This window comes from Clostridium paraputrificum AGR2156, assembly GCF_000424025.1.
Classification (GTDB): Bacteria; Bacillota; Clostridia; order Clostridiales; family Clostridiaceae; genus Clostridium; species Clostridium paraputrificum.
In genome coordinates, this window is record NZ_AUJC01000007.1 from 14,957 (window position 1) to 41,546 (window position 26,590).

General features: G+C 29.0%; 27 protein-coding genes. 3 read left to right on the forward strand and 24 right to left on the reverse strand.

From position 1 onward, the window contains the following. Positions 1 to 23: 23 nt before the first annotated feature. The 6 genes from G594_RS0107995 to G594_RS0108020 all read right to left on the reverse strand — a co-directional run bounded on the left by G594_RS0107995 (position 24) and on the right by G594_RS0108020 (position 6,891). Positions 24 to 1,916, reverse strand: coding sequence for an FUSC family protein (locus G594_RS0107995; RefSeq protein ID WP_034866204.1), 1,893 nt, complete (start codon positions 1,914 to 1,916; stop codon positions 24 to 26). 174 nt (positions 1,917 to 2,090) lie between these two features. Continuing rightward, positions 2,091 to 3,074, reverse strand: coding sequence for a M42 family metallopeptidase (locus G594_RS0108000; RefSeq protein ID WP_373207770.1), 984 nt, complete (start codon positions 3,072 to 3,074; stop codon positions 2,091 to 2,093). 128 nt (positions 3,075 to 3,202) lie between these two features. Next, positions 3,203 to 5,080 (reverse strand): molecular chaperone HtpG, encoded by a 1,878-nt coding sequence (htpG, locus tag G594_RS0108005; RefSeq protein WP_027098105.1) that lies wholly within the window; start codon positions 5,078 to 5,080, stop codon positions 3,203 to 3,205. A 98-nt stretch (positions 5,081 to 5,178) separates the two neighbouring features. Further along, the gene (locus G594_RS0108010; protein ID WP_051195940.1) at positions 5,179 to 5,790 is read right to left on the reverse strand and encodes a hypothetical protein; all 612 of its coding nucleotides are present in this window, start codon (positions 5,788 to 5,790) and stop codon (positions 5,179 to 5,181) included. Positions 5,791 to 5,832: 42 nt separating this feature from the next. Continuing rightward, positions 5,833 to 6,333, reverse strand: a complete 501-nt coding sequence (locus tag G594_RS18600; RefSeq protein ID WP_051195941.1) for a hypothetical protein — start codon at positions 6,331 to 6,333, stop codon at positions 5,833 to 5,835. A 9-nt stretch (positions 6,334 to 6,342) separates the two neighbouring features. After that, positions 6,343 to 6,891, reverse strand: a complete 549-nt coding sequence (locus G594_RS0108020) for an ImmA/IrrE family metallo-endopeptidase (RefSeq protein ID WP_051195942.1) — start codon at positions 6,889 to 6,891, stop codon at positions 6,343 to 6,345. A 237-nt stretch (positions 6,892 to 7,128) separates the two neighbouring features. On the opposite strand from G594_RS0108020, the gene G594_RS0108025 reads away from it, so the two are divergent. Together G594_RS0108025 and G594_RS0108030 are read left to right on the forward strand one after the other, a co-directional pair. Continuing rightward, positions 7,129 to 7,464, forward strand: a complete 336-nt coding sequence (locus tag G594_RS0108025) for a PadR family transcriptional regulator (RefSeq protein ID WP_034866211.1) — start codon at positions 7,129 to 7,131, stop codon at positions 7,462 to 7,464. Next, positions 7,452 to 8,144, forward strand: coding sequence for a permease prefix domain 1-containing protein (locus G594_RS0108030; protein ID WP_027098109.1), 693 nt, complete (start codon positions 7,452 to 7,454; stop codon positions 8,142 to 8,144). The genes G594_RS0108025 and G594_RS0108030 overlap by 13 nt, the downstream gene beginning before the upstream one ends. Before the next feature lie 86 nt (positions 8,145 to 8,230). Here G594_RS0108030 and G594_RS0108035 read toward each other — a convergent pair whose 3' ends face one another. From G594_RS0108035 to G594_RS0108065, 7 genes are all read right to left on the reverse strand, one after another. Then, positions 8,231 to 9,181, reverse strand: coding sequence for a polysaccharide deacetylase family protein (locus G594_RS0108035; RefSeq protein WP_027098110.1), 951 nt, complete (start codon positions 9,179 to 9,181; stop codon positions 8,231 to 8,233). Between the two features lie 103 nt (positions 9,182 to 9,284). Continuing rightward, a complete protein-coding gene (locus tag G594_RS0108040) occupies positions 9,285 to 9,590 on the reverse strand; it encodes a hypothetical protein (protein ID WP_027098111.1) in 306 nt (101 codons plus the stop codon). A gap of 10 nt (positions 9,591 to 9,600) precedes the next feature. Beyond that, the gene (locus G594_RS0108045; RefSeq protein ID WP_027098112.1) at positions 9,601 to 10,803 is read right to left on the reverse strand and encodes an alanyl-tRNA editing protein; all 1,203 of its coding nucleotides are present in this window, start codon (positions 10,801 to 10,803) and stop codon (positions 9,601 to 9,603) included. Further along, positions 10,796 to 12,274 (reverse strand): aminotransferase-like domain-containing protein, encoded by a 1,479-nt coding sequence (locus G594_RS0108050; protein WP_027098113.1) that lies wholly within the window; start codon positions 12,272 to 12,274, stop codon positions 10,796 to 10,798. Before G594_RS0108050 ends, G594_RS0108045 begins: the two co-directional genes overlap by 8 nt. Before the next feature lie 368 nt (positions 12,275 to 12,642). Continuing rightward, positions 12,643 to 13,050, reverse strand: a complete 408-nt coding sequence (locus G594_RS0108055) for a DUF1284 domain-containing protein (protein ID WP_027098114.1) — start codon at positions 13,048 to 13,050, stop codon at positions 12,643 to 12,645. Continuing rightward, positions 13,043 to 13,579, reverse strand: a complete 537-nt coding sequence (locus G594_RS0108060) for a biotin transporter BioY (RefSeq protein WP_027098115.1) — start codon at positions 13,577 to 13,579, stop codon at positions 13,043 to 13,045. Before G594_RS0108060 ends, G594_RS0108055 begins: the two co-directional genes overlap by 8 nt. A gap of 131 nt (positions 13,580 to 13,710) precedes the next feature. Next, positions 13,711 to 14,874 carry an iron-containing alcohol dehydrogenase gene (locus G594_RS0108065; RefSeq protein ID WP_027098116.1) on the reverse strand — a complete coding sequence of 388 codons (1,164 nt, stop codon included), beginning with the start codon at positions 14,872 to 14,874 and terminating at the stop codon, positions 13,711 to 13,713. A gap of 259 nt (positions 14,875 to 15,133) precedes the next feature. On the opposite strand from G594_RS0108065, the gene G594_RS0108070 reads away from it, so the two are divergent. Then, entirely contained in the window at positions 15,134 to 15,694 is a 561-nt protein-coding gene (locus G594_RS0108070) for a hypothetical protein (RefSeq protein WP_027098117.1), read from the forward strand. A gap of 55 nt (positions 15,695 to 15,749) precedes the next feature. Here G594_RS0108070 and G594_RS0108075 read toward each other — a convergent pair whose 3' ends face one another. From G594_RS0108075 to trpC, 11 genes are all read right to left on the reverse strand, one after another. Beyond that, positions 15,750 to 17,942 (reverse strand): transglutaminase-like domain-containing protein, encoded by a 2,193-nt coding sequence (locus tag G594_RS0108075; RefSeq protein WP_027098118.1) that lies wholly within the window; start codon positions 17,940 to 17,942, stop codon positions 15,750 to 15,752. Position 17,943: 1 nt separating this feature from the next. After that, entirely contained in the window at positions 17,944 to 18,984 is a 1,041-nt protein-coding gene (locus G594_RS0108080; protein ID WP_167539556.1) for a DUF58 domain-containing protein, read from the reverse strand. 85 nt (positions 18,985 to 19,069) lie between these two features. Then, complete coding sequence (locus tag G594_RS0108085; RefSeq protein ID WP_027098120.1) at positions 19,070 to 20,011, reverse strand: AAA family ATPase; 942 nt, start codon at positions 20,009 to 20,011, stop codon at positions 19,070 to 19,072. A gap of 95 nt (positions 20,012 to 20,106) precedes the next feature. Then, positions 20,107 to 20,412, reverse strand: coding sequence for a hypothetical protein (locus G594_RS0108090; protein ID WP_027098121.1), 306 nt, complete (start codon positions 20,410 to 20,412; stop codon positions 20,107 to 20,109). A gap of 213 nt (positions 20,413 to 20,625) precedes the next feature. Next, positions 20,626 to 22,086 carry a glycoside hydrolase family 32 protein gene (locus G594_RS0108095; protein ID WP_027098122.1) on the reverse strand — a complete coding sequence of 487 codons (1,461 nt, stop codon included), beginning with the start codon at positions 22,084 to 22,086 and terminating at the stop codon, positions 20,626 to 20,628. A 199-nt stretch (positions 22,087 to 22,285) separates the two neighbouring features. After that, entirely contained in the window at positions 22,286 to 22,684 is a 399-nt protein-coding gene (locus G594_RS0108100) for a VOC family protein (protein WP_027098123.1), read from the reverse strand. A gap of 58 nt (positions 22,685 to 22,742) precedes the next feature. Then, positions 22,743 to 23,198: a methylated-DNA--[protein]-cysteine S-methyltransferase gene (locus tag G594_RS0108105; RefSeq protein ID WP_027098124.1), complete on the reverse strand. Its 456-nt coding sequence runs from the start codon at positions 23,196 to 23,198 to the stop codon at positions 22,743 to 22,745. Positions 23,199 to 23,239: 41 nt separating this feature from the next. Then, positions 23,240 to 24,016 (reverse strand): tryptophan synthase subunit alpha, encoded by a 777-nt coding sequence (trpA, locus tag G594_RS0108110; RefSeq protein WP_027098125.1) that lies wholly within the window; start codon positions 24,014 to 24,016, stop codon positions 23,240 to 23,242. Next, positions 24,009 to 25,187 (reverse strand): tryptophan synthase subunit beta, encoded by a 1,179-nt coding sequence (trpB, locus tag G594_RS0108115; RefSeq protein WP_027098126.1) that lies wholly within the window; start codon positions 25,185 to 25,187, stop codon positions 24,009 to 24,011. Before trpB ends, trpA begins: the two co-directional genes overlap by 8 nt. Then, positions 25,171 to 25,800, reverse strand: coding sequence for a phosphoribosylanthranilate isomerase (locus tag G594_RS0108120; RefSeq protein ID WP_034866265.1), 630 nt, complete (start codon positions 25,798 to 25,800; stop codon positions 25,171 to 25,173). The genes trpB and G594_RS0108120 overlap by 17 nt, the downstream gene beginning before the upstream one ends. Then, positions 25,790 to 26,584: an indole-3-glycerol phosphate synthase TrpC gene (gene trpC, locus G594_RS0108125; protein WP_027098128.1), complete on the reverse strand. Its 795-nt coding sequence runs from the start codon at positions 26,582 to 26,584 to the stop codon at positions 25,790 to 25,792. Before trpC ends, G594_RS0108120 begins: the two co-directional genes overlap by 11 nt. Positions 26,585 to 26,590: the final 6 nt, after the last annotated feature.

The following is a 26,590-nucleotide window of genomic DNA, read 5'->3' on the forward strand; positions in this document are numbered from 1 at the left end:
AAATACATTATACATTATTTTTACTATATTTTTATATCAATATTTCTTATTTTTGAAAAACCATCTAAAACTTCTATGGTGCTAATAAATAAAAGTTTATCTTTATTAAAACTAGAATTTCCTATTTCATTTTGAATTGATAACATTTTTTCTTCAGTAAATATTTCCTTGTTGTTTTTAATATATTCTATAGATTTCAATACTTTATCTTTACTTATTTCATCTTTTCTAATCCATCTATATAAGTCATATATATTCATAACTAATAAATGTTGCTCTGTAAGATATCTTGATAATTTATCATAATTATCACTTGAATTAATACTAGTCAACCTCTCTTCTATTAATCCTGAATATAATATAAGGTTCTTCATCTCTTCATCCATAGTTACCTCATTAATATAATCAGATACATTTTTAATCATTTTTTCTACTATATGATTATATGTATTAATTAAATTTATTGTTGAATCTTTAATGCTAAATGGAAATATAAATTTATTTATTAACATTGCAATTATTACTCCAATAATTACATATAAAATTCTAACTCCACCAAGCTCTCCTACATTTCCTATTAAAGATGCAGCTCCTACTGCAGATACAGTTGTACAAATCATTTTATATTTATATTGAACAAGATAGCTTGATACATATCCAGTTGCCATAATTATTATCCCTCTAATGCTAGTATCTTTAAATACTGAAAAGAGTATTGTAATTATAATCACTCCAATAAATGTTCCTAAAATTCTATCCAAACTCTTCTTCTTAGACATCTCATACTGTGGTTGATTTATGGAATTTACAGTGAAATATATCCACCTTCCATCTACAAGCCCCAAAAATTCCACTATAAATGCACTAAATGCTATTCCAATCCCTAATCTAAACCCATATGTAAATCTTAATGAGTCTCTTGATATTTCACGTCTGCATCTCCATGCCCTTTTATAGCTTTCTGGAATTTCGCCCCTTCTTTTAACCAAATTATAGTCTTTCTTTTCTAATTTAATTAAACTATATAAATCATCTTCTATTAATTCAATAATATTTATTATCTTTAATGATATATAGTCTGTTATTTCCTCTTCTATAATTATCTCATTAAAAAGAGAATCTAAGTTTTCTAAATTTTTCTTGTCTTCTAAGCAAACTTTAATATTTTCAATAAGAGGAATAACCTTCTTTTCTAGTATATCTATCTTTTCACTATTTTTCACCTCATTTAATATAAGGTTTATTCTTGATAGTGCAACTAATATATCTAGTTTAATTCTACTTTCCTCAGGTAAGTAGAACTCTCTTTCTCTTTTATCATATATAACCTTTCTAAACTTACTAATTTCATCTTTTATTCTACTGTCTATCACTTCTGTATTCTCTTTTCTTTCAAGTAACCTTATTTTTTCATTTAAATTAACGCATATACTTGTTAGCAACTTATCTCCAGCTTTTGAAACCTTATCCCTATTTATTATAAGTTGAGCTCCCATAATTACTAAGGCTCCAAATATAAGTGAACCAATTCTATTTGGTAACTTCTCTAAAGATATAGGTGATGATAACATAAAAATATATTGAAGCGAAAAGGGAAGATAAGTAGGAGATTTTAAGTTATGACATAAAGTAAACCCAATGATAAACATTACTGCAAAGTTAATTAAAACTCCTAAATACATATTGCTAGTAGCTAAATATGACATTATTCCTAAAAATACATTAAATCCAATAAGAACTAATGCATTTCTTGCAGCATTTAAAGTTAAATCATTCTCTAAAAACATTAAGGCCCCTGTTACCGTTGTTACTGCTATTAGTGTATTTTCCTCCCCAAATATTTTTATAAATGTTGTTATAAATAGTATTATAAATATAAATAGAACTGTTTTTGATAATATAGTTTTTTTATTCATAATTAAGTCCTCCCTAAAAAACGTACAAAAGCAATCTTATAATAGTATTTTCATTATTTCAACAACGTATTAAATTTAAATTTTCTGTAAAGAATGATCATATATTTATTTTACTCATACTATTTTTAAATAAACAAAAAATACTCCAGCACAAATATACTGGAGTATTCTTTATTACTTTGTTATATATAAACAAACTAATTTAACAGTATTTTCCAAAGCACTATAATGTGTTCTTTCCATACCATGTGAAGCATGAACCCCTGGCCCAATTAAAGCTCCTCTTATGTTATTTCCACCTCTAAGAGCTGCTCCTACATCTGATCCATATTGAGGGTATATATCTACCACATAATCTAAATTATTTTCCTTTGCAAGGTTAACAAGGTCAGTTACCATATTATAATCATATGGTCCACCAGAATCCTTAGCACAGATAGATACATCATATTCTGTACAGCTTAAATCATCCCCAATACATCCCATATCAACAGCTAACATTTCTGTTATATCGTGTGGAATATAAGATGCTCCATGACCAACCTCCTCATATACAGTAATCATTATCTTTGTTTTATATTTAGGCCTTTTTCCCTCTCTATGTAATAATTCTAAAAGAGCTAATAAGGCAGCTACACTTCCCTTGTCATCAATAAACCTTGATTTTAAGAAGCCACTTTCTGTAACTGTAGTTTTAGGATCTATAAAAATATAATCTCCTGGAAATATTCCTAAAGCATTAACATCTTCTTTAGACTTAACTACCTCGTCAATCCTTATTTCCATATTTTCTGCATCTCTAGATTTTGAAGATGCATCCTTATAAACATGAGTTGAAGGACTAGTGCTTAAAAAGGTTCCTGTATATATTTTTCCTTCTCTTGTTCTTATTTTGCAATACTCACTATCTAAAGTAGGTACAGTTGGTCCTCCAACTACAGTAAACTTTAATGCACCAGAACTAGTTACAGATCTAACCATAGCTCCTAAAGTATCTACATGGGCTGATAACCCTATAGTTTTCTCATCACTTTCTCCTTCTATAGTTATAACTCCACAACCCTTATTAGTATATTCAAATTTATATCCAAATCCTTCTGCAATATTTTTTACTTTTTCCATAACTTCATAGCAAAAACCACTTGGACTATCGCACATTAATATTTCTTTTGCTGTATCTAATAAAAATTTCTTATTTACTTTTATATCCACTTCATTCATCTCCTTCTATATTTTTATAACTTTATTATAAAGAAATAGGAGCTGCTATACCAGCTCCTACTTAATTAAATATCCATAACTTGAAGCATTAAATCGTTACTTCTATTAATAAATTCATCAAGTTCATCTGAATTTAATGACTTATTAGATATTAACGCTAAATCAACAATTTGCTTACAAATCATATTAACCTTATCTTTTTTACTTTCATCATCAGAAATAGATACAAGTTTCTTTATAATTGGATTATTTCCATTTATAACAAGACTCTTTTCTTCTGGAATGTTCATTCCCATTCCTCCAAATTGAGCTTGCATTTCTGCCATTCTTCTAGAGTATTCAGAAAGAAGTACCATAGCTGGAGTCTTTTCATTTTTTAATGACTCTACCTTATATTCCTTCATCTTATCTCCAATTACTGATTTAAATAATTCAATAATCTTTTCATTATTTTCTTTATTTTCTTCAGCATCCTTATCCTTTAATACATCTGAAAGATCAGAGTCTACTCTTGTAAACTTAACATTACCATCCTTATATTCAAGGAATGATATAAAGTTATTATCTATTGGACTACTTAATATAACTGCATCTAATCCATATTCCTTAAATAGTTTTATATATTGAGATTGCTCTTCCTCATTACTTACATAGAACACCTTATTCTCATGCTTTTCTTTAGCATTGTCTAAGTAATCTTTTAAAGTGATATGCTTACCTTCTATGTTCTTAAATACTATTATATCTTTTATCTTTTCATAGAAGCTTTCATCCTTTAAGCATCCAAACTTAATAAATAGATGAATATCATCCCAGAACTCATCAAACTTATCTCTATCATTATTAAATATTGAATTTAACTTATCCGCTACCTTTTTAACAATATGTTTAGAAATTCTACTTACATCCCTATCGTTTTGTAGGAAACTTCTTGAAACATTTAAAGGTAAATCTGGACAATCTATTGCTCCCTTAAGTAATAATAAGAATTCAGGGATAACTTCCTTTATGTTATCTGCTACGAATACTTGATTATTATATAACTTAACCTTACCTTCTATAAGCTCAAACTCATTCTTAAGCTTAGGGAAATATAAAATTCCTTTAAGGTTAAATGGATAATCAACATTTAAATGAATCCAGAATAATGGATCTTCATATTCATTAAATACTTGTTTGTAAAATTCTTTGTACTCTTCATCTGTACATTCACTTGGCTTCTTAAGCCATAAAGGATTTGTATCATTTAGAGGAGTTGGTTCTCCATCCTTATCCTTATCTTCTTCTGACTTTTTCTTTTCTTCATCTACATTGATTAAGAATATTTCTGTTGGTAAGAATGAACAATACTTTTCAATAATTCCTCTTACCTTATAATATTCTAAGAATTCTTTGCTTTCATCATCAAGGAATAGAGTTATTGTTGTCCCCCTAGTTTCTCTAGAATCAGAATCTCCCATTTCATATTCTGTTCCACCTTCACATATCCACCTTACAGGGGTAGCCTCTTTCTTATATGATAAAGTATCTATTTGTACCTTTTTAGCTACCATGAAAGCTGAATAAAAACCTAATCCAAAATGACCAATTATGTCATTTCCTTCACCCATTTTATCTTTATACTTTTGTATAAAATCCTCTGCACCTGAAAATGCAACTTGTGTAATATATTTTTTTACCTCTTCATCTGTCATCCCTATACCGTTATCGCTGAAAGTTAATGTACCTTCTTCTTTGTTTACAGAAACAACAACCTTAAACTTTTCGTCATCGATTCCCTCTGCTTCTCCTAGGGATACAAGCCTCTTATATTTGCTAACAGCATCACATCCGTTACTAATAAGCTCTCTAATGAAGATATCTTTGTCTGAATATAACCACTTCTTAATTATTGGAAATATATTTTCTGTGTGAATTGAAATATTACCTTTTTCTATACTCATTTTTATCCCTCCCTAAAAGATAATTTTAGTCACATTAAATAGTATTGTCAATTATGTCCATGTAAAAAAATAGTGAATTATATAATTCACCATACTAGCTATTTAAGATAAACTAATGCTCCATAGCTGCTATGTTTATATACCTTTTCTAAATCTAAAGTTCTTTTCTCTCCCCAAGTTGATACATTTATAGATATCTTGTTCCCTGCTCTAAAATACTTTGTTATTGTCATCCAATGCCAATCAAATTCCTTTAAAGCTGTATTCCTTAACATTAATATTGCAACAGGCTTATTGTCACTTAAAGCTTTTTTTATAAAAGAACAAAATTCATAATAACTAGTGTTAAAATACTTCACTTCAAAATCAAGTTTTATTCCCTTACTTTCTCCAAAGTTATATAATCCTTTTATAAAATCTCTTGGCTTTAATATACCAATCTTTTCTATAGGCCTTGTCCACTTTATAACTTCATTCATATACTTTAAGAAGTTCTCTTTAGAAAAATCCTCATATTGATATAATTCTTTTATGCCTTCATTAATACTTTTGTAAGCTAATAAATTAGCTGCTGCTACTGCAGCACATCCATATTTTCTATTAATCTCATCTTTAAACCACTCTTGGTTTCCACCATAACAAAAGTTTTTCCCATCATTAATATTTAAGAAATTAATATAGCTCTTTATCTCTACACATTTAAAAGGCATAATCATCCCCACTTTCACATTAAATTAATACATAATGTATATTTAGTCGCCTTTATCTTCATGTATAACATTCTTATTTTCTTCAGTACTATTATTATTTCTCTTATTAAAATAGAAAGTATTAATAAAATCCATAAAATCCTTATTACCACTCTTAGGAAAAAGATTATTTATTACTATTTTAACAAGTGCAACTATTTCTGCAAATATCCCTGTAATAAATAATCTTATAGTCCATTCATCAAAATCCATTTCTCCCTTTCCAATTTTCCATACTATAACATTTATAAATATAACTTGTATAACAAGAATTATACTAATACCTAAAGATAATCCTTGTTTCATCCTTTGTTCTGTTTTCTTTTCATCCTTCCAAATAGTAAGAACCTGAATTCTATCATCTGTTTCTTTATATTCTTGCTTTTCCTTTTCAGATATTGTTCTTGTAATTGGAGTCTCATAATCAAAATTTATTAAATCATCTAGCCCTAATTCTTCTGGATCATTATAATCAAAACCATCATTATACTTCTCTTCACCCATCCCATTCACCTACTTCAAATTTAATCTTTTAAGTCTTACATTCATAGCTGATTGAGAAACTTTAAATATTCTTGATAATTCCATTTCAATCATGCCTGTCCCAAAATTAAGTTTTCTTAATTGATCAAATTTTTCTACCAGTTTCTTTTCTGGCATAAGTAAACATCCTGCAAACTCATTTGCCTCTTGTTCTTCTTTTGACTTAACAGCTAGTACATCTCTATGAAGATCTACAAATTCTCCTTTATTATTAATATGATTTAAAAAATAATGTCCTAACTCATGTGCAATTGTAAATCGCTTTCTTGCCATACTGTCATTTGCATTAATATATATGCTTATATTTTCCTTATTCTTTTTAATCCCACCTAAAACAACTGACCCTTTTACAGATTTAAAATTAACTTGTGATATAGGTATTCCAACCTTTTTAGCAATAACTACAGGGTCTATAGGCAAACTTCCATCTGTATATTCTTCTATGATGCTATCAACTTGAAATTTAATATTATCCATGTTAATCTCCACCCTTTCATTGATAAATATAACTTTCCCCATAACTACTCCTCCATCACTTGTAATTACAGAAGATTATACATATCCTTATATACATATAAATCTTCCTTTTTATTTATTCCTAGTTGTTAATATTTTTATCCTTAATACTTATGATATGTATATATATGCAATCCGCCCCTTACTTCCTAATAATTAATTAATTTAACATATTACGGTTGACATACATAGAATCTCGATGTATTATATACCTAGAAGTTCTAAGTAGGAGGAATTAAAATGATATCTAAAGACTTAATAGCTGCTTCATCAAAACCTTTAATACTTTCTTTTTTATCTAAACGAGAAAGTTATGGCTATGAAATTATAAAAAACATACAAGAACTTTCTAACAACAATATTGTTTGGAAGGAAGGTACTCTCTACCCCGTACTAAAAAAACTTACTGAAAATGGATTAATAGAATCTGAGTGGAAAACTATAGACGGAAGAAAAAGAAAATATTATAGAATCACAAATGCTGGTTTAGCCTCTCTTGAAAAAGAAAAGGCTCAATGGAAAATCGTAAATAATACACTAAATGGTATTTGGGATGAAAGAATATGTTTAACTTAGATGAATCTATTAAAACCTGGAGAAATGATCTTAACAAAAATGATGTTTTATCCCTAGATGATTTAGATGAACTAGAATCTCACTTAATGGATGAAATTACTGTGCTTAAAGAAAAAGACTTATCAGAAGAAGAAGCTTTTTTAATTGCCAAAAGCAGAATTGGTCAAAATGATATTATTGAAGAAGAATATAAGAAAGTAAATAGAAATGAAATATGGTTCCATAAACTATTCACCTTATTTATTGGCTTTATTTCCTTTCAATTTATATTAATCTTAATTCGTTTTATTGGACTAATAGTAACAGTTTCAGTTTTCTCAAAATACCCATTACCTAATTCTCCAATATCAAGTTTTTCTTTTGGTATTCAGTTAAGTATATTACTTGCTATATTTACTTTCATATTTTCACCACTATTTCCTAAAGTTTTATCTAATTTTTCTGCACTAAATATTAATGTAAAATCAATTATTATGCTGCTTATACTATTTTTCAACTTCTACGCTATGCCAATATTATCTTCTAATGTAATTACAGACCTGGACAACGAATATCTCTTAAATTATCTAAACACTTATAATTTCGCATCAAATCGTATAGAAACTCTTTTTATTCCTATATTCTTAATGCTTTTCTTAATAGTTAAGAAAGTTAAAAAATACACATTCGCTAAAGCCTAAAATAAAAAAACTCAAGCCCAGCTTGAGTTTTTTCCTTCTCTCTCTTACCCTAATTCTCCTGATTATCTCTATTATCTCTATTAACTTTATTTCATTGTTCTAAATTCAAATCCCTTACCTTGTAAATATTCAATTATTTGTGGTAATGCTTTTACTGTCTCTTCTTTACCGTAAGTATCATGCATTAATATTACAACACTATCTGCATTAGGTCCTAATTCCTCCACGCTACTCTTTAATTTTCCAAATAATCCTGTAGCATCCTTTTTCTTTCCTTCTGCATCACCATTTAAAGCATTCCAATCAATATTACAATAACCTTTTTCAATCATTTTATCTTTCATTGGTTGTCTGCCATTCCAAGACCAGTAACCACCTGGGAACCTAATTGTTTTAGTATCAAAATCTTTACCTAATATCTCTTTAAGTAAAGCATTATTCTTTTCTATATCATTAGTTATATTTTCAACGTTCATTACTCTATTAGGATATAAATATTTATAATCATGACTGTATGTGTGGTTTGCTATAGCATGTCCACTTCCAGCTATTGTTTTTAATATCTCTTGTGCTTGTGTATTATCCTTAAGAGAAGTTCCTAACACAAAGAAGGTTCCTTTTATATTATACTTGTCCAGTACCTTTAATACTTCTGGTGTATTAGTTGTTGATGGACCATCATCAAAAGTTAAATATGCAACTTTTTTGCCATCTGTTCTAACTGGATAAGTTTTAGTTCCTGTTAATAAGCCATTAGTATTTTCTGAAACCATTTGAGCACTATCTGCATTTTCATCTTCTTCTAAATTTAAGTACCCACTATTATCTAGTTTTGGTTTTTCAGGCTCTTTTTGAATATTTTCCTCTTCTTGCTCTGGTTGTGCTGAAACTATCTGATTTTCACCCTTTACTCTATAATCAATATATATAAAAGTAGGTATCATTAATAATACTAGTGTAAAGCACACTACTAATACCACTTTCATTTTTTTTGAATTTCTTTTTTTACTTAATCTAGCTCTTCTATACTTGTCCATTTTTACTACCTCCACTACTTCCTTCACTAATATTATAGTTCTTAAAGGTATGAATAGTAGTTACAAATTAATTACTATTTATTAAAATATAAACTACAAAAAACTACAAAATTATATCATTAATTGTAGTAATTAATTTTTCATCACCACACTTATCAATATATATGTTAATTAGCAATTGTATATTCATTGATTTATAACCTCTAATTCCCTCTGAATATATAGCATAAATTAAATCCTTATATCCCTCTTTATTTTCTTTAATTAAATTTATTATTCTATTCTCCTCTACCTCTACCAAATCATCTATAATTTTATCCTTTAATTTTTCTGAAAAGACATTTACATACTGCTTCTCCTCTTCACTCATACCTTCTAAATCATTGTTTAATATTTTCATAATATCCATATGTATCACCTTAAATATTTTCTTTTAATCTTCTAATAGCATAATCTATAGCACATTCTAAATTTAAAATATTTTTCCCTCCACCTTGTGCTAATAAAGGGCTTCCTCCACCTTTACCATCCACAAGAGTTATAGAATCTTTTAAAAGTGCTCCCATATTTAATCCCTTCATATTCTTTGAACATGCAAATAACAAGTTACATTTTTCTTTATCTCTAGTTCCAAATAAAACTATTCTATTTTCATCTTCACATATAGCAGTTGCTAATTTATTAAGATTTTTCATTTCTTCATTGTCAAAAATATTATTTATTAAAACAACATTCTTTATAGATTCTCCATTAGAAACTAATTCTTTTATTTCGTATTCCCCTAGCTTTGCCCTTACTTTGCTATAATCACCTTTTAATGAATTATAGTTATCTACAAGTTTACTTAAACTACTAACTACATCATCTGTTCCAGAGCTTAAACTTAAACATATATTATCTAAAACAAAATCTCTATGTAAATAATCTTTTATAGCCCTACTACCTGTAAGATATGTTATTCTTGTATTTCCTTTATGCTTTTCGAAGCCTTTTATCTTAATTAATTGAAGGTCTAAAGTATTATTTGGATGAATTCCACAACATGCATTAATATCAATATCATCAATTTTAACTATTCTAATCTCATCATCTTTAGTAGCTAAATCTCTTCTAAGTCCCATCTTTTTTGCTTCTTTTCTATTAGTCATTAAAAACTCAACTTTATGATTTTCACAAATAACTCTATTTGCCATCTTTTCAGCTTCTCTTATCTTTTCTTCTTCTATTGTTCCTACAATATCCACAGTACTTATTTCATTACCAATATGTATTCCACATGTATTTGCATTAAATAATGTATAAAAACATCCTGATAATAAATGTTGTCCTAAATGTTGTTGCATTCCATCAAATCTTCTACTCCAATCAATGGTACACTTTATATTTTCTGTCCTTTTAGGCTCACTCTCTAAAATATGATAAATCTTATTTTTATCTTCTATTACATTTAAAACTCTTATTTCATCAATGTATCCTAAGTCGCACCATTGCCCTCCTCCACCTGGGAAAAATGCAGTTCTATCCAATACCACAGAATGTTTATTATCCTCTTTTTTATATTCTATTATATTTGCTGTAAATTCCTTCAAATATCTATCTTTATAATATAACTTTTCAGTCACCTAATTCACCTTCATAACCTTTCTGCTTCATTAATCTCTCTATATTCTTACCTATTATTTCTATTCCAATTCTTATATCATCATCACTTACTCTTCCAAAACCTAACCTCAAAGAAGACTCCCCTTTAGCATTATTATAGAATAAATCTCCTGGCATAAATAATACTCCATCTTCATAACAAAGATTCAGTAACTCTCTAGAGCTAATATTGTTTTTAAGCTTAATAAATACGTATAATCCACCTTCTCCTGTAACATATTCATATAGAATATGTTTATTAACCATCTCCATTATTAAATTGTATTTACTTCTATAATATTTTCTAATATTCTTTATATATCTAGTAAAAGCTCCACTCTTCAAATAGTAGTAGAAGGCACTTTGATCTAGAAATGATGAATGTATAGTTCTTCCTCTTTTCACACTTTCTAAGATATCAATAAGCTTCTTATCTCCCATTATCCAACCAATTCTTAACCCAGGAAATAAAACCTTTGATAAACTTCCTATATAAACCACACCATTTCCCCTTCCACTTAAAGCTGCTAAAGGCTCTAAAGGAGAACTTGAATACAATAATTCCTCGTTAAACCCATTTTCTATTATTGGAACGGAATGTTCCCTAAAAATCTTATATATTTCTTTCCTTCTTTCAGAATTCATTACTATCCCTGTTGGATTATTATATGAAGGAATTAAATATGCTAATTTAGGTGTATATAACTGTAATGTCTTCTTTAAATCTTCTATTACCATTCCATCCTTATCCATTGAAACTCCAACAACTTTCAATCCATAAGCTTCCATAACTTTAAGTGCTGTATTATTAGTTGGTTCTTCGCATAAAATAACATCCCCTGGAGAAGTTAATGATGCTAATATAATATCAAATCCTTCTGTAAAACCATTGGTTATTAATATATCCTTATTCTCTTTACTAACACCCTTTTCTCTCATATATTCAAACAAATAATCAATTAAAGGTTGATACCCTTTCGCATATCCATAATTTAATAAGTGCACCTCTTCATAAGTCCACGAATCCATTAAAGCTCTTTTAAAATCTTCTAAATTGAAAAGTTCACCTTCCGGTGCAATAGATTTAAATGATATCATGCCTCTTCTAAATTTAGGTTCACTTTTAATAATATCTTTATCTCTTAATACTTTTCCATATTTATTTACCAGGTTATCCCACTCAACATTATATTCATATACCTGTTTTTCTCCTTCAACAGCTATAAAGGTTCCCTTTCCTCTCTTAGTTAGAATATACCCTTTACTTTCTAGATTTTCATATGCAGATATTACTGAATTTCTACTTATTTTTAGATACTTACTTACTTCTCTTGTTGATGGTAACTTACTATCCTTTTTTAAGTCACCTTTTTTTATTCCACCTATTATATGTCTTTCTAATTGAATATATATTGGATCACTATCATTAATTTTAAGTGTAGAAAAAATCACTAATATCACCTCTTTCTCCATTCTAACCAACAAATTCATTATAGCAACTCTTTCATCTACTTTACAAATAATTCACTAAAAAAGATTGGGTGGATATTTATTTCCTTCGTACTTAATGTAAGGAAAAAAGAAGAGTACATTTAAAAAATAATTTTTTCAAAAGTACTCTTCCTTTTTAGAATAAAAATAATTCTTTGTGGAATTATAATTATATAAGTAATTTAAAAGTTTTAAATTTGACTACTCATTTAGAAGGTAATCAACATAACTTTTATGCAATACCGGCCAAGATAGTAGTTTTTCCATAACGAAGAAGTAGCCGGGTTAAAATTACTTATATGGGGCATACATTATTTAATGTATGCCTTTTATTTTATCCAATATCTTTTATGCTCTTCTATAATTTCCTTCTTGCATATTCCCTTTTTAAACCATTCACATTCACTACATATGGTATATAAATTACTTTCAGTATATATACTATAAATATTTTCTATGAAATCTGAAAAGTTATATTCTTTCAATTCCAATCCAAACTCCTTAAGGGTTTTATTATCTAACCCTATTACTTTATTCTCCGTAACACATTTCCCCTCATCTCTATTAGGACAGGATACACAGATATCATCACACCCATTTACTATTAAAACTCTACATCTTGGATCTAACTTTATTTTTTTATGAATTTCACTCATCTTATCTACAAATTCTTTGCTATATCCATTTCCTCTATAAAAGAATAAACAATTAATATGATGAGGCCTAAGCTTAAGCATTTAACTTTATCACTCCAACAACTCTAATTCTTATAGATATTGCTACCATTATTCCTAAAGCTGTTAAAATTAAATCCTTAATTATAAATGGATATAATCCAGCTACTAATGCCCCTTCTAAAGTGAGTCCCATTAACAGCTTAAGCTGAATCACTCCAAATATATAATCAACAGCTAATCCAAGATATGCACCTATAAATGCTAAAGCCTTTTTATCTTTTTCTATAAAATATCCAATAATAAAAGCCATAAATACAAATCCTATTATATATCCTCCTGTAGCTCCAGTTATTATGTTTAATCCACCAGTAAAACCAGCAAATACAGGTAGCCCTATAGCACCTAACAACATAAATACAATAATAGACAAGGTCCCTAATTTCTTTCCTAATATAACAGATATAATTACAACTCCAAAGACCTGTAAAGTTAGTGGTACTGATGGTAATGGTATTGATAATTGAGAAAATACAGCCATTAATGCTGCTCCAACTCCAACCATTATCATTTCTCTAACAGATAACCTCATTTTTCTCCCCCTAAAACTTTTTTGTTAAGTATAATATTAAAATATAGCATTGTCAACTTATTTTATTTTATAAGTTGACAATTTAATTATAATTTTATGGGAGAAACTGCAAAACAATTTCTCCCATAAAATTATAAGGCTCTTTTATAAATATAATAAACATCTTCCCAATCTAAAGGCATAAATCCTTTATCTAGGTTAAACCTAACTGCCTGTTTAGCCATTATTTCTAGCTTTTCTTCACCAATTCCTAACTCACTTAGAGATGATGGTATTCCTAATTCATTAAAGAAATCTCTTGTTTTTTCTATTGCCATATGAGCAATATCATTTTTATCAAGACTTGAATTTATTCCCCAAACATTAACGCCATAATCAACAAACTTATCTAATGTTTTATCATTAATTACATATTCCATCCAATGTGGAGTAAGTATAGCTAATCCAACTCCATGAGTTATATCATAGAAAGCACTTAATTCATGCTCCATAGGATGAACACTCCATTCTCCACCTCTACCATATGTTAATAACCCATTTATAGCCCAGCTTGATGTCCACATAAGGTTAGCTCTAGCCTCATAATTTTTAGGATCCTCAATTGCTATTTTCCCATACTTAATACAGGTCTTTAATAATCCTTCACATAATCTATCTTGCATGAATGTACCTTCAGTTGTATTAAAATACACCTCAAATATGTGACTCATTATATCTGCTGTACCTGCTGCTGTTTGGTTCTTTGGAACAGAGTATGTGTATTCTGGATCAAGTATTGATACTCTTGGCTTCATTTTTTCATGTCCAAGTCCTATTTTATTATTACTTTGGGTATCTGAAATTACGGCAAAGGCATCCATTTCTGAACCTGTTGCTGACAATGTAAGAATACTTAATATAGGTAATACTTCCCCTATTTTACTTGGATCCATAACAATATCCCATGGATCACCATCATAATTTACTCCTGCTGCAATAACTTTTGTACAATCTATTGTACTTCCTCCTCCAACAGCTAAAACCATATCTATGTTATTTTCTCTACAAATTTTAATTCCTTCTCTAACACTTGTAATTCTTGGATTAGGCTCTACCCCTGACAATTCAAAACATTCAATTTTATTTTCACTGCAAATTCTTTTAACATCATCATATAATCCTATTTTCTTAATACTTCCTCCCCCGTAAACCATAAGCACTTTTTTACCATACTTACTTAATTCTTTTCCTAAATTTTTAATTTGACCTTTTCCAAAATAAACTTCTGTTGGTATTGAATAATGAAAGTTTTCCATATCTTTTATGGCCTCCTAAAAATTAGTTTAGATAATAATTTTATAATTTCCTTACCTTTACGAGTGTTATGGATATTTGTTTCTATGTTACTTGGAACGCAACTACGGAACAAGCAAGATAAATGTCCACCACACCTTTTTATATATTATACATCTTTAATAGTATATATTTAAAGTAACAAAATCATTCTTTGTGTATCAAAACCCCTAGTTTTTAAATAGTATATAGAAACAGTAATAACTGTATTGAGGTGAAAAAATGAATCCTTTATTAAATATGCTATTTGGCAACATGATGGGTGGAATGGGCCCTGGTGGTGGAATGATGGGAGGTAATCCACTAATGAGTATGCTTATGGGCAATAGAGGTGGAGGTAATCCTATGATGGGTGGTAATAACCCTATGATGGGTGGCGGAAACCCACTTCTAAGTATGTTAATGGGCGGTATGAATGGTGGAAGAAATAATAATAACAACAATATGAATCCTCTCATGAGTATGATGCAAAACATGAACAGAGGTAATGGAAATCCCATGACTAATATGAATAATCCTATGGGAAACAATGGTGGAAATATGAATAATAATAACCCACTAATGGATATGCTCAACAACATGATGTCTCAACAAGGACAACCCCCTAATATGAATGGCATGAGCAACATGAACGGTATGAACAATGGTATGAACAATGGTATGAGTAATCCTTTAATGGATATGTTCATGGGAAATCAAGGTGGAATGAACAGCATGAATAATCCTATGAATAATGGTGATTCTGGTATTAACAGACATAGTCGTCATAGACATAGGCATTAATTTTTCATGATAATGAGGAAAGAAAACAGGAGGTGGAAATCACCTCCTGTTTTCCTTATCTTTTTATATAATTATAAATTTCCTTATTAACCCTATATGCTTCTTGTAAATCTTTCTTAGACACCTCTTTAAATGCATACTTATATTCATAATAACTCTTCATCAAGTTTAAAAAGCCAACATCTATATTTGATTCTACCCTTTGAGCAAATATAAGTTCAGTTTCCCCCAAATAGGGTTCTATATCTACTTTTTCAAGTAACTCAATACACTCCTTTATTAAAGCTTCAAAGGTTTCTTCCTTAGTATATTTCTTGATTCTATATAAAAATCTATTTCGTTTAGTTAAATATAAAATTAAGTATATTAACCAAACAATAAATATTATAAATAAAACACCTAACATAAATAATGTAAAACTAACCCTTAAGCCTGAAAGGCTTCCACCACTTTTTTCATTATTTTCTTCAATAATATCTACTTCTCCGCCCTCTGAAGATGGTGTTGGATCAAATATTTTCCAACCATACCCTGGTATAAAAACTTGTACAAACGCATGTCCATTCGACTCTCTTACTACATAATTTCCATTTTCATCTTTTTCTGTAACAAGATATCCTTCTACATATCTAGCAGGAATTCCACTTGATCTACAAAGTAAAGTCATGGCTGTTGCATATTGAACGCAATATCCCTCTTTTCCTGCAAATATAAAGTAGTCAATATAACTTCCTTTTTCTCTATTTACAGGTAGTTCTAAGCTATATACATACTCCCCCGACAAAAAGAAATCTCTAATACTAGCTGCCTTATCATAATTAGATTCCTTATCCTTAGTTAATTCATTAGCTAGATTTTTCATTCTATCAGTAACATCATCCTCTATATTAAGATATACTTCATCTATTAAATCATTATATTTACACCTATTATTTTCTCCACCGGCCCTAAGTAATTCATTAAATCTATCTAAATTCATATATTTCATTAATGCTTCTTCAATTGTGTTTTCTGATGGCTCATCATTTATATATTCAATATTATAAACTTCACCATTTCTAAAAACCTTTTTATCATCAAAGAATAATTGTTCAAATGAATTTAAATATAAGTGTATTACTTTTTCATCTAAGCTTGAAATATTTACTGACGAAGTATTAGAAGGGTGAGATAAAAAATAACTATCACTATCATTTATTTGAATCCATAACTTTCTATATAATTTATTATCTCTTTCTTTAATTAAGTTTTCATAATCTTTATTTTCTTTGCCTGCTCTTTCTAAAAAATAAATTCCAGAATCAATTTCATATTTCTTATATTTGTAAGTAATTAGTTCACCTTCTTTAAAATCTTCTGTTTCATATTTCCACATTCCATTTTCAAATTTATCAAATGAATGATCTATTAAATATCTTACATCTTCTCCTTGAACTGTATAAACAATATTATTTGAATTTATTCCTGTAGATTGGTTTACCTCTCTAATAGAATTACCTTTTATATTAAATCCAGAAATATTTGATGTACCCATGTATAAATTTGTAATTCTTCTTACATTATCAAGAAAATCATTTTGAGGCAATCTAGCTGGAAGTGGTAAAAAATATGCTATTAAAAAAATTAATCCGCAAAAAGCTACCATAACCTTAAAATAATCTTTTTTCTTTATATTTATTATCTTATCTATTGATAGTCCATCTTTTTTTGTTCCTTCAATAAATAGAGAAATTATTAAAATTATAAATAGAAATACTATAATATTAGTGAATAAAGTTCTTTGAATATACACACCTTTTATATAAGAAACTAATACTATAAGAGACATTAGAAATACCATAGGCCTTCTAAAAATATTTACTGTAAAATAGTATCCTAAAGATGAAAATGCAAAAGATATGAAAATAATCGCACCATATATATATCCTAAGTAATCTCCAATTACTCCTCCACCACCAAATGCCCATTGATAAAAGGTTTCTTCTACCATTAAATCACTAACACTAACTAAAAAATAAGTAATTCCTATAGATAATATACCAGCTACTAAGTATAAGAATATCCCCCTTCTTTTCCAATCAACAACCAACTTATATAAGCAGAAATAGCCTAGAACTAAGACTCCAATAATAATTGAATAAAGTATATTAAACCTTCTATAGATCGAATAAAATAAAATTTCACTCCCAATAAGTATAAAGAAAAAGGATAGTATATTATCTAATAAGTGATTTTTAAATACCTTCATATCATATCCCTTCCAAGCTATAGTCCATTTTTAAATATAGCTCTTCCTCAAAGGCTTTTCTTTTATCATTGCTAACAACTATAACTTTATCATTTCGAACTTCCAAAGATCTTACAAGCTCTCCAAGTTCATTATCTTTATTACTTGTAAAAATTATGTAATCAGATTTTTTATCTTCATTTAATGCTAATTTTCTAAATCTATTATTTTTAGAATATATAAACTCATAGTAACTGAAATAATTTTGCAACCAAACTATACTTTCAATTTCACTCGATGAAAATATTCTCCATCCAGTCTTTTCCCCTATAACAATATCTACTTCTAAGTCATTGTTAATAAATAAGTCTATAATACTTATAAATCCTTCTATAATTAAATCTTCAACTAATTCCACATCCTTAGATTTTAAAATAAGAGGATCTAAAATAACTACCTTTTTATTAATATCATTACTTATACTTTTTCTAATCATTAATAAATTCTTCTTTGAGGACAACTTCCAGTTAACTCTATTTAAAGGATCTCCCTCTGAATACTCTTTGAACTCATATCCTGGTTCACCAACTATTATATTAGTTTCCCCATCATCAACCTGTGATTCCTCAAATTTATTATCGACTAAATAATCACTACCATCTAACTCTATTAATGATGGCAAAATGGCTATTTTATTTATACACTCTTCACTCTCAATATTCTTTTTAAATAACCCCAGTAAGCTTCTTATACAAATTGATGAAAGTTCGATTCCACCAACACCTCTATGAATAGCCCTAAACCTTAGTTCTAATTCTTCTTTTTCTCTTCCTCCTATTGATACTCTTGTTATATTATTTTCATCTGAAATGACATTGTTATTGTATTTAATTTCATAATCTACGAAAGGTATTGGTACCCACCCATGATTCTCTATCTCTACATTGCATAAGAAGCAAGTATTCTTTTCAATACTATCAACTTCACATGTAACTTTAGCATCTAAAACTTTTCCAAAGTAAATAAATAATAATCCATCAATAATAGGTGCAATTATAATCATGTATAACAATACATAATTCTCTTTTAATTCAAAGATATAGGTAAAAATATAAGATAAAATTAAAATTATTATATATGAAATCCAATTACCCATTTAACACCTTGCTAGTATTTTTTATAGCATTATTTACACACTCTAAAACTATATCTGAAGAATTTTGCCCCTTTACTCTTGCACCAGAAGATAAAATTATTCTATGAGATAATACATCAACGCTAACTTCCTTTACATCCTCTGGAATTACATAATCCCTTCCTTGTAAATAAGCTACTGCCTTTGATGCCTTTAGTAATTGTAAACTTCCTCTCGGGCTAGCTCCTAAAGTTATTTTAGGATTATTTCTTGTTGAAGTAACTATATTAATAATTAAATCCTTGATATTATCACTTACTCTAACTTCTTCAATTTCCTTCTGCATAGTAATTATATCTTCACTTGTAGCTACAGCTCCAAGATTATTTAATGGATTTTCACCTGCAAATCTATCAAGTATTTCTTTCTCTGCTGATTTAGTTGGATATCCTATAGAAAGCTTAAATAGAAATCTATCCATTTGAGCTTCAGGTAACTTATTAGTCCCCTTACTTTCAATAGGATTTTGTGTAGCCAAAACCATAAATGGTTCTGGTACTTTTCTTGTAATTCCATCTATTGTAACTTGTCTTTCTTCCATTACTTCTAAAAGACTAGATTGTGTCTTTGCTGATGCTCTATTAATTTCATCCCCCAGTAAAAAGTTACAACTTGCTGCTCCTGATTTATAAATAAACTTTCCTATAGAAGGATTATACATTGTAAACCCGGTAATATCTGATTCCATTACATCTGGGGTAAATTGAACCCTATTAAAAGTTCCTGATACAGATTTTGCTAAAGCACCAACGCATTGTGTCTTCCCCACTCCAGGAACATCTTCTATAAGAACATGTCCATTTGTAAGTAAAGCAATTACTATTCTCTCTATTACTTTCCTCTTTCCAACCATAATTTTTTCCATATTATTTATTATTTCGTCCACTTTACTCATAAATATTCCCCTTTCCCTTTATCCTTTCTAATAATATAATACCATATTTTTCTAAAAACAAACAAAATGAACTACCCATAATGAGTAGTTCATCTCTATTTTATCTTTTTCTTTATACCTTCATATAAATAATCCAAATAATCTGTATCAACATTATTATCCCTTAGAATTTTCATTCTATCTTCAACTTTTTTTATAGATTCCTTTGCTTCTCTAAAATCCTTCTGTTTTATACATGTACTTGTATATTCTAAAAGATAATCTATTTTTGTTATTATCTCTGCTAAATCTTGTCTTCCTTCATTAACCAAATCAACAAGTAATGGATAAATCTTATGAGAAGTATTCTTCTTTACTTGAAAAAGGAAATCATTAGTACTACTTGTAGTTTTCTTTGCCATTTTATCTACCTTCTAAATCTTTTTTTGTAGGCATAGAATCTATAGCTTCATAACTAGTACAAGTTATAGCTTAACTCATCTACACCATTTTCTAAACCTTCTATAGTCCCATTTCAGAACTAAAATGAATTATATCACCCTTCCTAATTTTATTCAAATCTATATTCTCCGTGACTTCCTCTATTAAATATTAATATCACCATACATAATACTTTACTCATTAAATTTAAACCCGCCTAAACTCCAGATATCTAATTTATCAATTTTAAGTTTTCCTTCATAAGATATTATTTCTAGTCCATTGCTACCTTCCTTCGGGTAAATTCTACTTGAAACAACAGTTTCTCCATCATTTAAGAATATCTCAACAGCAGATTTATCCATAAACATATGAACCTTAATTTTATCCTTAAGGTTATTTAGTTTAAACTTTCTAAAACTTTTTAATCCTTTTGCCATTGCACTATTATCAAATACTCCATAATTCTTAGTAAAATCTATTTTTAAGGATGCATATTCTATTTCTCCAAGGGCTAGCTTTATTTCAAATAGCGATGACTCATATTTTTCCACGTCTAAAACAAGCTCATAAGAATTTTCCATAACATTATCACTTTTCCAAGATACTATTTCTACTTTTTCTAAGCTTTCTATCTTATCTTTTCTTAGTTCCTTCATCTCTATTAAAGGTTTTTGAATTAGTTTACCATTTATAAGTTTTAGCTCTCTTGGCATAGTTAAGCAATGTACCCATCCTTTATTTACTGTTGGATGATATTGCTCCTCTTCAGGTAACCCCATCCATCCAAACATTATTACTCTACCTTTTTCATCTTTAAAACTTTGCGGAGCGTAAAAATCAGTACCAAAATCTAACTCCTTAAACTCTCCATGCTTAAATTCTAATGTATCAAAATTTAGCTCACCAACTATATATCCTGCTTGGTATATATTTTGATATCTAAATTCTTCTCTTTCTAAACCTTGAGGTGAGAATATTAATACATCCTTTCCTTCTATATTAAGAAAGGCTGGACATTCCCATATGTATCCAAAGTTATCATATGAAGTCTTTATTTCACCTTCATAATTCCACTTTTCAAAATTCTCTGAACTGTATAAAAGGGCTCTACCTTTTAAATCTTTTGTTTGAGCACCAATCATAAAGTAATATTTACCATTTCTCTCAAATATATTAGGATCTCTAAAATATGCTGTATATCCTTTAGGTATTTTACCTACAACTATTCCCTTTTTCTCTACATTACCATACTCATCACATATTGCTCTACATTGATAAGCTTCTCTTTTTCCATACTTATTTTTAACATTCCCTGTATATAACAGCTCTAGCCTATCTTCCATAGCATATCCGCTACCTGAATACACTCCATTTTTATCATACCTATTAGTAGGAGCTAACACCGCTTTAGGGTATGAATAATTAATAAAATCCTCTGTAGTAAATAGTCCCCAATGTTTAAATTTATGTTCACATCTAAAGGGATTCCATTGAAAGAATATATAATATTTCCCTTTATATTGAGCTAATCCATTAGGATCATTTACAAGACCAAATGGTGCTTCTAAGTGATAATTTAATCTCCAATTATTTCTTCTTTTTCTTTTATAGAATTTTGCTGCATTTAAAGTTATATCTTCTAGTCCTTTCATTCTAAACCTCACTTAATGTTTTAGCAGTTCTTTTAATAACCTACTTTCATAATCATACCCTTAACCAACCACCTATTATACCACCTATATATAGTAATATAAATAAATTTATATATTAATTAAATGCTGAAGTAATCTTCATCTTGTCTCCTTATATACAAAAAAGAGAAACCAAATAGATTTCTCTTTTTAAGACTTACTAGTGAAGCATAACTCCCTTATTATCTTCCCTAACTATATAACTATTTCCATCAGGATCCTTAAAGGTAAACATTCTTCCAGTTGGCAATTCTAAAAATTCGCCTACCTTAATTCCTCTTTCTTTAAACTTTTTATATGTTTCTTCTATTTTTACTGCCTTAAATAATAAAGAAGGATGACTAACATCTATAATCTTATTCTTTATAGACATCTTATTAATATCATACAGTACTATATTGGTAGACTCATCATTTGCAGGACCTACCTCAACCCATTTCATATTAGGTCCCAAAGGATGCTCTTCCTTTACTATAAAACCTATCTTCTTTGTCCAAAATTCTTTTGATACATCTTGATCTTTCACATATAAGGTTATCTCTTCAATTCTCTCAATCATGGAAATTCTCCTTACAAACATAATTTCTATATTATAAGTATAACCCTATAAAAAAATACTATTTATATTTACTTTCTAATTCTAATAAATATTGCTTTTTATCTAATCCACCAGCATATCCAACTAACTTACTATTTGATCCTATCACTCTATGACAAGGAACTATAATTCCCAGTGGGTTTTTATTATTAGCCCCACCAACTGCTCTTGATGCCTTTTCATTCCCTATTTCCTTAGCTATATGCTTATATGAAACTGTTTCCCCATAACTAATCTCTTTTAGCTTATCCCAAACTTTCCTTTGAAATTCAGTTCCTACAGAATACTTTATATTTATATCAAAGTCCTTTCTCTCCCCCTGAAAATACTCTTCAAGCTGTATCTTACATCTTGAAATCTCCTCACTTATATCCTCAGGTTTCATAGCTTCCACAAAGTCTGTAGCTATAATATAGCCATCTTCCTCAATTATTTCAATTATTCCAATTGGAGATTTATAATATCCATATTTCATTAGTTAACACCTCTATATTTAATCTTTTTTTATAATAGTATCTAATCTTCTAATTCTGATTTAATATCTTTAGCAAGATTGATTGCATCTTCCTTACTAGAATTTATTCTTCTTACAATGGCACTACCAACTATAACTCCATCACAAAATTTTCTTATTTCCCTTACTACATCTACTGACGAAATTCCAAATCCTAAACATATAGGAGCATTAGTATTTCCTCTTACTCTATGTAGGTAATCTACTATATCATCCCTTAGCCTACTTCTTTCACCAGTTGTTCCATTAGAGGAAACACAATAAACAAATCCTTTAGCTCCATTTACTATCTTAGCTATTCTTTCATTTGAGGTTGGTGCTACTAATGGAATTAAATATATCCCACTTTTTTCACAAAGCTCCTTAAGTCCCCCTCTTTCCTCTAAGGGGATATCAGGAATTATTAATCCATCAAATCCTGATTCACTTGCTTCTTTTAAAAACTTCTCTACGCCTATTGTATATACTAAATTATAATAAATCATTATTACTAAAGGTATACTACTACTTTTTCTTATTTCTCTACCACATTTAAATATATCTTTTACTTTAAATCCATTTTTTAATGCTCTACAATATGAATCTTGTATTATAGGCCCATCAGCTAAAGGATCACTAAATGGAACCCCTAACTCTATTATATCAGCCCCAGACTTTTCTAGCTCCAACACTATATTTTTTGTTTCTTCTATGCTAGGATCTCCACAAGTTATAAATGGAATAAATGCTTTTTTTCCTTTTAACCTTAGTTCTAAAAACCTTTCATCTATTCTATTCATATCTATCCTCCAAATACTTTACTACTGTATCCATATCCTTGTCCCCTCTGCCTGATATATTAATTATTATAATTTTATCCTTTGACATTTTCCCTGCTACTTTTTTAGCATAAGCTATAGCGTGAGAAGATTCTAAGGCTGGTACAATCCCCTCTATTTTAGTTAAATATAAGAAAGCATCTATTGCTTCCTCATCCTTAACACTATCATATTTAGCTCTTTCTATTGAATCTAAATATGCATGCTCTGGCCCTACAGCTGGATAGTCAAGACCAGCTGAAATAGAATAAGCTTCCTTTATTTGACCATCATCATCCTTTAATACATATGTCATCATACCATGAATGACCCCTGTATTTTTATCATGAATAGCAGCTGCATGTTTACCAGTTTCAATTCCTCTTCCTGCTCCTTCTATACCTATAAGTTCAACTTCTTCATCATCTATAAAAGGATAAAATATTCCTATAGAATTACTTCCTCCCCCTACTGGAGCTATTATACAGTCTGGAAGCCTCCCCTCTTTTTCAAGTATTTGTTTCTTTGCTTCATCTCCTATTATTCTTTGAAAAACTCTTACCATTATTGGATATGGATGAGGCCCTGCAACAGTCCCCATTACATAATAGGTATCTTCAACATTTGATACCCAGTATCTTATAGCCTCATTTACAGAATCTTTTAGTGTCCCATTTCCACTACTTACTGAAATCACAGTAGCTCCCAATAATTCCATCTTTTTAACATTAAGAGCTTGTCTTCTTATATCCTCTTCTCCCATAAAAATTTTGCATTCCATTTTAAACTTTGCTGCTACAGTAGCCGTTGCTACTCCATGTTGTCCTGCACCTGTTTCAGCTATTATTTTTTTCTTTCCCATTCTTTTTGCTAACAATATTTGTCCTATTACATTGTTTATTTTATGAGCTCCAGTATGGTTTAAATCTTCTCTTTTTAAATAGATTTTAGATCCTTTTAAATCTTTAGTCATATTCTCTGCATAATACAGAGGACTTGGTCTTCCCGTATAATCTTTCAAGTAATACATATACTCTTCCATAAATGCTTCATCGTTAATGGCTTTATAAAACTCATCTTCTAGTTCCTTTAATGCATTCATTAATGTTTCTGGAACATATTGTCCTCCAAAATTATTAAACTTCCCTTTCATACCTATCCCTCACTTTTCTTATAAATAGTTCTACTTTATCTCTATCCTTCTTTCTAATCCCATCCTTATCAACTTTCTCTACTCCTGATGATATATCAATTCCATAAGGGTTAACTTTACTTATTCCTTCAAGAACATTATCTTCATTTAATCCTCCTGCCAATATTATCTTATTGCTTATATTAATATCTTGAAGTAAATTCCAATCAAATAGTTCTCCGCTACCTGGCATACTGCTATCTAAAACTAATGCATCCACTCTATAATTCATTGCTTTCAACATATCATCTTTAATTCTTATATTAATACCTTTCCAGACCTCCTTGCCAACTATCTTTATTGACTCTATAAAGTCATTCCCCTCTTCTCCATGAAGCTGAATAACATCTAATGGAACTTCTTTTATCACTTCTTTTATAAAGTCTTCTGAATTATTTCTAAATACACCTACAACCTTAATTCTTTTATCTAGCTTTTTATATAGCAAACAAGCCTCTTCTATACTTACTTTTCTTGCGCTTTCAGCAAATACAAATCCTATATAATCAGGACGTAAAAAATTTAGAAACTCAACTTCGTTCATTTTTGTTATTCCACATATTTTAATCTTCATATTTTGATCCCTTAAATGCTTTATACTCTTTAATAAATGAATCATTATTTAAATTTCTCATAAACATTTCACCTACAAGTACTCCATCTACTCCCATATCTTTAATAATCCTCAAATCATCACATCCTCTTATTCCACTTTCAGATATTACAATCCTATTCTTTGGAATATACTTAATTAATTCTTCCGTTGTTTTTAAAGTTGTTTCAAATGTTTTTAGATTTCTATTATTCACTCCTATAATTTCACAGCCACACTCTAAAGCTAACTCAAGCTCTCTTCTATCATGAATCTCCACTAATGGCTCTAATCCTATTTTTTTACTCTCATCATAAAATACTCTCAGTTTCTCTTTTAAAACACTAACTATCAGTAATATTCCAGAAGCTCCCAAAACCTTTGTTTCATATATTTGATAAGGATCCAATATAAAGTCTTTTCTTAGTATTGGCACAGTACTATTAAATTGAAGCTGTTTTATATAATTATCCTCTCCTAAAAATAAATCCCTCTCAGTTAGAACTGAATATGCATCTATTTTTAACTCCTTATAAAACTCATGAACTTTCTCTATATTAAAGTCTCTAAGGATTACTCCTTTTGAAGGTGATGCTTTTTTAAACTCCCCTATTACCGATAAGTCCTTCCCTTTCAATACATCTTTAAAATTTCTTTCCTTAGCTTTTATAGTAAATGCTTTATTATACACTTCTTCAAAGGGTACAACTGCTTTACTTTCTAATACTCTTATTTTTTTCATAGATATTAAATCATCTAGTATCATTAGCCT

Coding starts and splice junctions, on each gene's coding strand:
- trpC (WP_027098128.1), bottom strand. CDS start 26,584: ATGATACTAGATGATTTAATATCTATGAAAAAAATAAGAGTATTAGAA.
- G594_RS0108000 (WP_373207770.1), bottom strand. CDS start 3,074: ATGTGCGATAGTCCAAGTGGTTTTTGCTATGAAGTTATGGAAAAAGTA.
- G594_RS0108120 (WP_034866265.1), bottom strand. CDS start 25,800: ATGAAGATTAAAATATGTGGAATAACAAAAATGAACGAAGTTGAGTTT.
- G594_RS0108100 (WP_027098123.1), bottom strand. CDS start 22,684: ATGATTGAGAGAATTGAAGAGATAACCTTATATGTGAAAGATCAAGAT.
- G594_RS0107995 (WP_034866204.1), bottom strand. CDS start 1,916: ATGAATAAAAAAACTATATTATCAAAAACAGTTCTATTTATATTTATA.
- G594_RS0108030 (WP_027098109.1), top strand. CDS start 7,452: ATGTTTAACTTAGATGAATCTATTAAAACCTGGAGAAATGATCTTAAC.
- G594_RS0108060 (WP_027098115.1), bottom strand. CDS start 13,579: ATGAGGTTATCTGTTAGAGAAATGATAATGGTTGGAGTTGGAGCAGCA.
- G594_RS0108070 (WP_027098117.1), top strand. CDS start 15,134: ATGAATCCTTTATTAAATATGCTATTTGGCAACATGATGGGTGGAATG.
- G594_RS0108080 (WP_167539556.1), bottom strand. CDS start 18,984: ATGATTATAATTGCACCTATTATTGATGGATTATTATTTATTTACTTT.
- G594_RS0108040 (WP_027098111.1), bottom strand. CDS start 9,590: ATGGATATTATGAAAATATTAAACAATGATTTAGAAGGTATGAGTGAA.
- G594_RS0108010 (WP_051195940.1), bottom strand. CDS start 5,790: ATGCCTTTTAAATGTGTAGAGATAAAGAGCTATATTAATTTCTTAAAT.
- G594_RS0108085 (WP_027098120.1), bottom strand. CDS start 20,011: ATGAGTAAAGTGGACGAAATAATAAATAATATGGAAAAAATTATGGTT.
- G594_RS0108090 (WP_027098121.1), bottom strand. CDS start 20,412: ATGGCAAAGAAAACTACAAGTAGTACTAATGATTTCCTTTTTCAAGTA.
- trpA (WP_027098125.1), bottom strand. CDS start 24,016: ATGAATAGAATAGATGAAAGGTTTTTAGAACTAAGGTTAAAAGGAAAA.
- G594_RS0108055 (WP_027098114.1), bottom strand. CDS start 13,050: ATGCTTAAGCTTAGGCCTCATCATATTAATTGTTTATTCTTTTATAGA.
- G594_RS0108025 (WP_034866211.1), top strand. CDS start 7,129: ATGATATCTAAAGACTTAATAGCTGCTTCATCAAAACCTTTAATACTT.
- G594_RS0108105 (WP_027098124.1), bottom strand. CDS start 23,198: ATGAAATATGGATATTATAAATCTCCAATTGGAATAATTGAAATAATT.
- trpB (WP_027098126.1), bottom strand. CDS start 25,187: ATGAAAGGGAAGTTTAATAATTTTGGAGGACAATATGTTCCAGAAACA.
- G594_RS18600 (WP_051195941.1), bottom strand. CDS start 6,333: ATGGGTGAAGAGAAGTATAATGATGGTTTTGATTATAATGATCCAGAA.
- G594_RS0108035 (WP_027098110.1), bottom strand. CDS start 9,181: ATGGACAAGTATAGAAGAGCTAGATTAAGTAAAAAAAGAAATTCAAAA.
- G594_RS0108065 (WP_027098116.1), bottom strand. CDS start 14,874: ATGGAAAACTTTCATTATTCAATACCAACAGAAGTTTATTTTGGAAAA.
- G594_RS0108020 (WP_051195942.1), bottom strand. CDS start 6,891: ATGGGGAAAGTTATATTTATCAATGAAAGGGTGGAGATTAACATGGAT.
- G594_RS0108075 (WP_027098118.1), bottom strand. CDS start 17,942: ATGAAGGTATTTAAAAATCACTTATTAGATAATATACTATCCTTTTTC.
- htpG (WP_027098105.1), bottom strand. CDS start 5,080: ATGAGTATAGAAAAAGGTAATATTTCAATTCACACAGAAAATATATTT.
- G594_RS0108095 (WP_027098122.1), bottom strand. CDS start 22,086: ATGAAAGGACTAGAAGATATAACTTTAAATGCAGCAAAATTCTATAAA.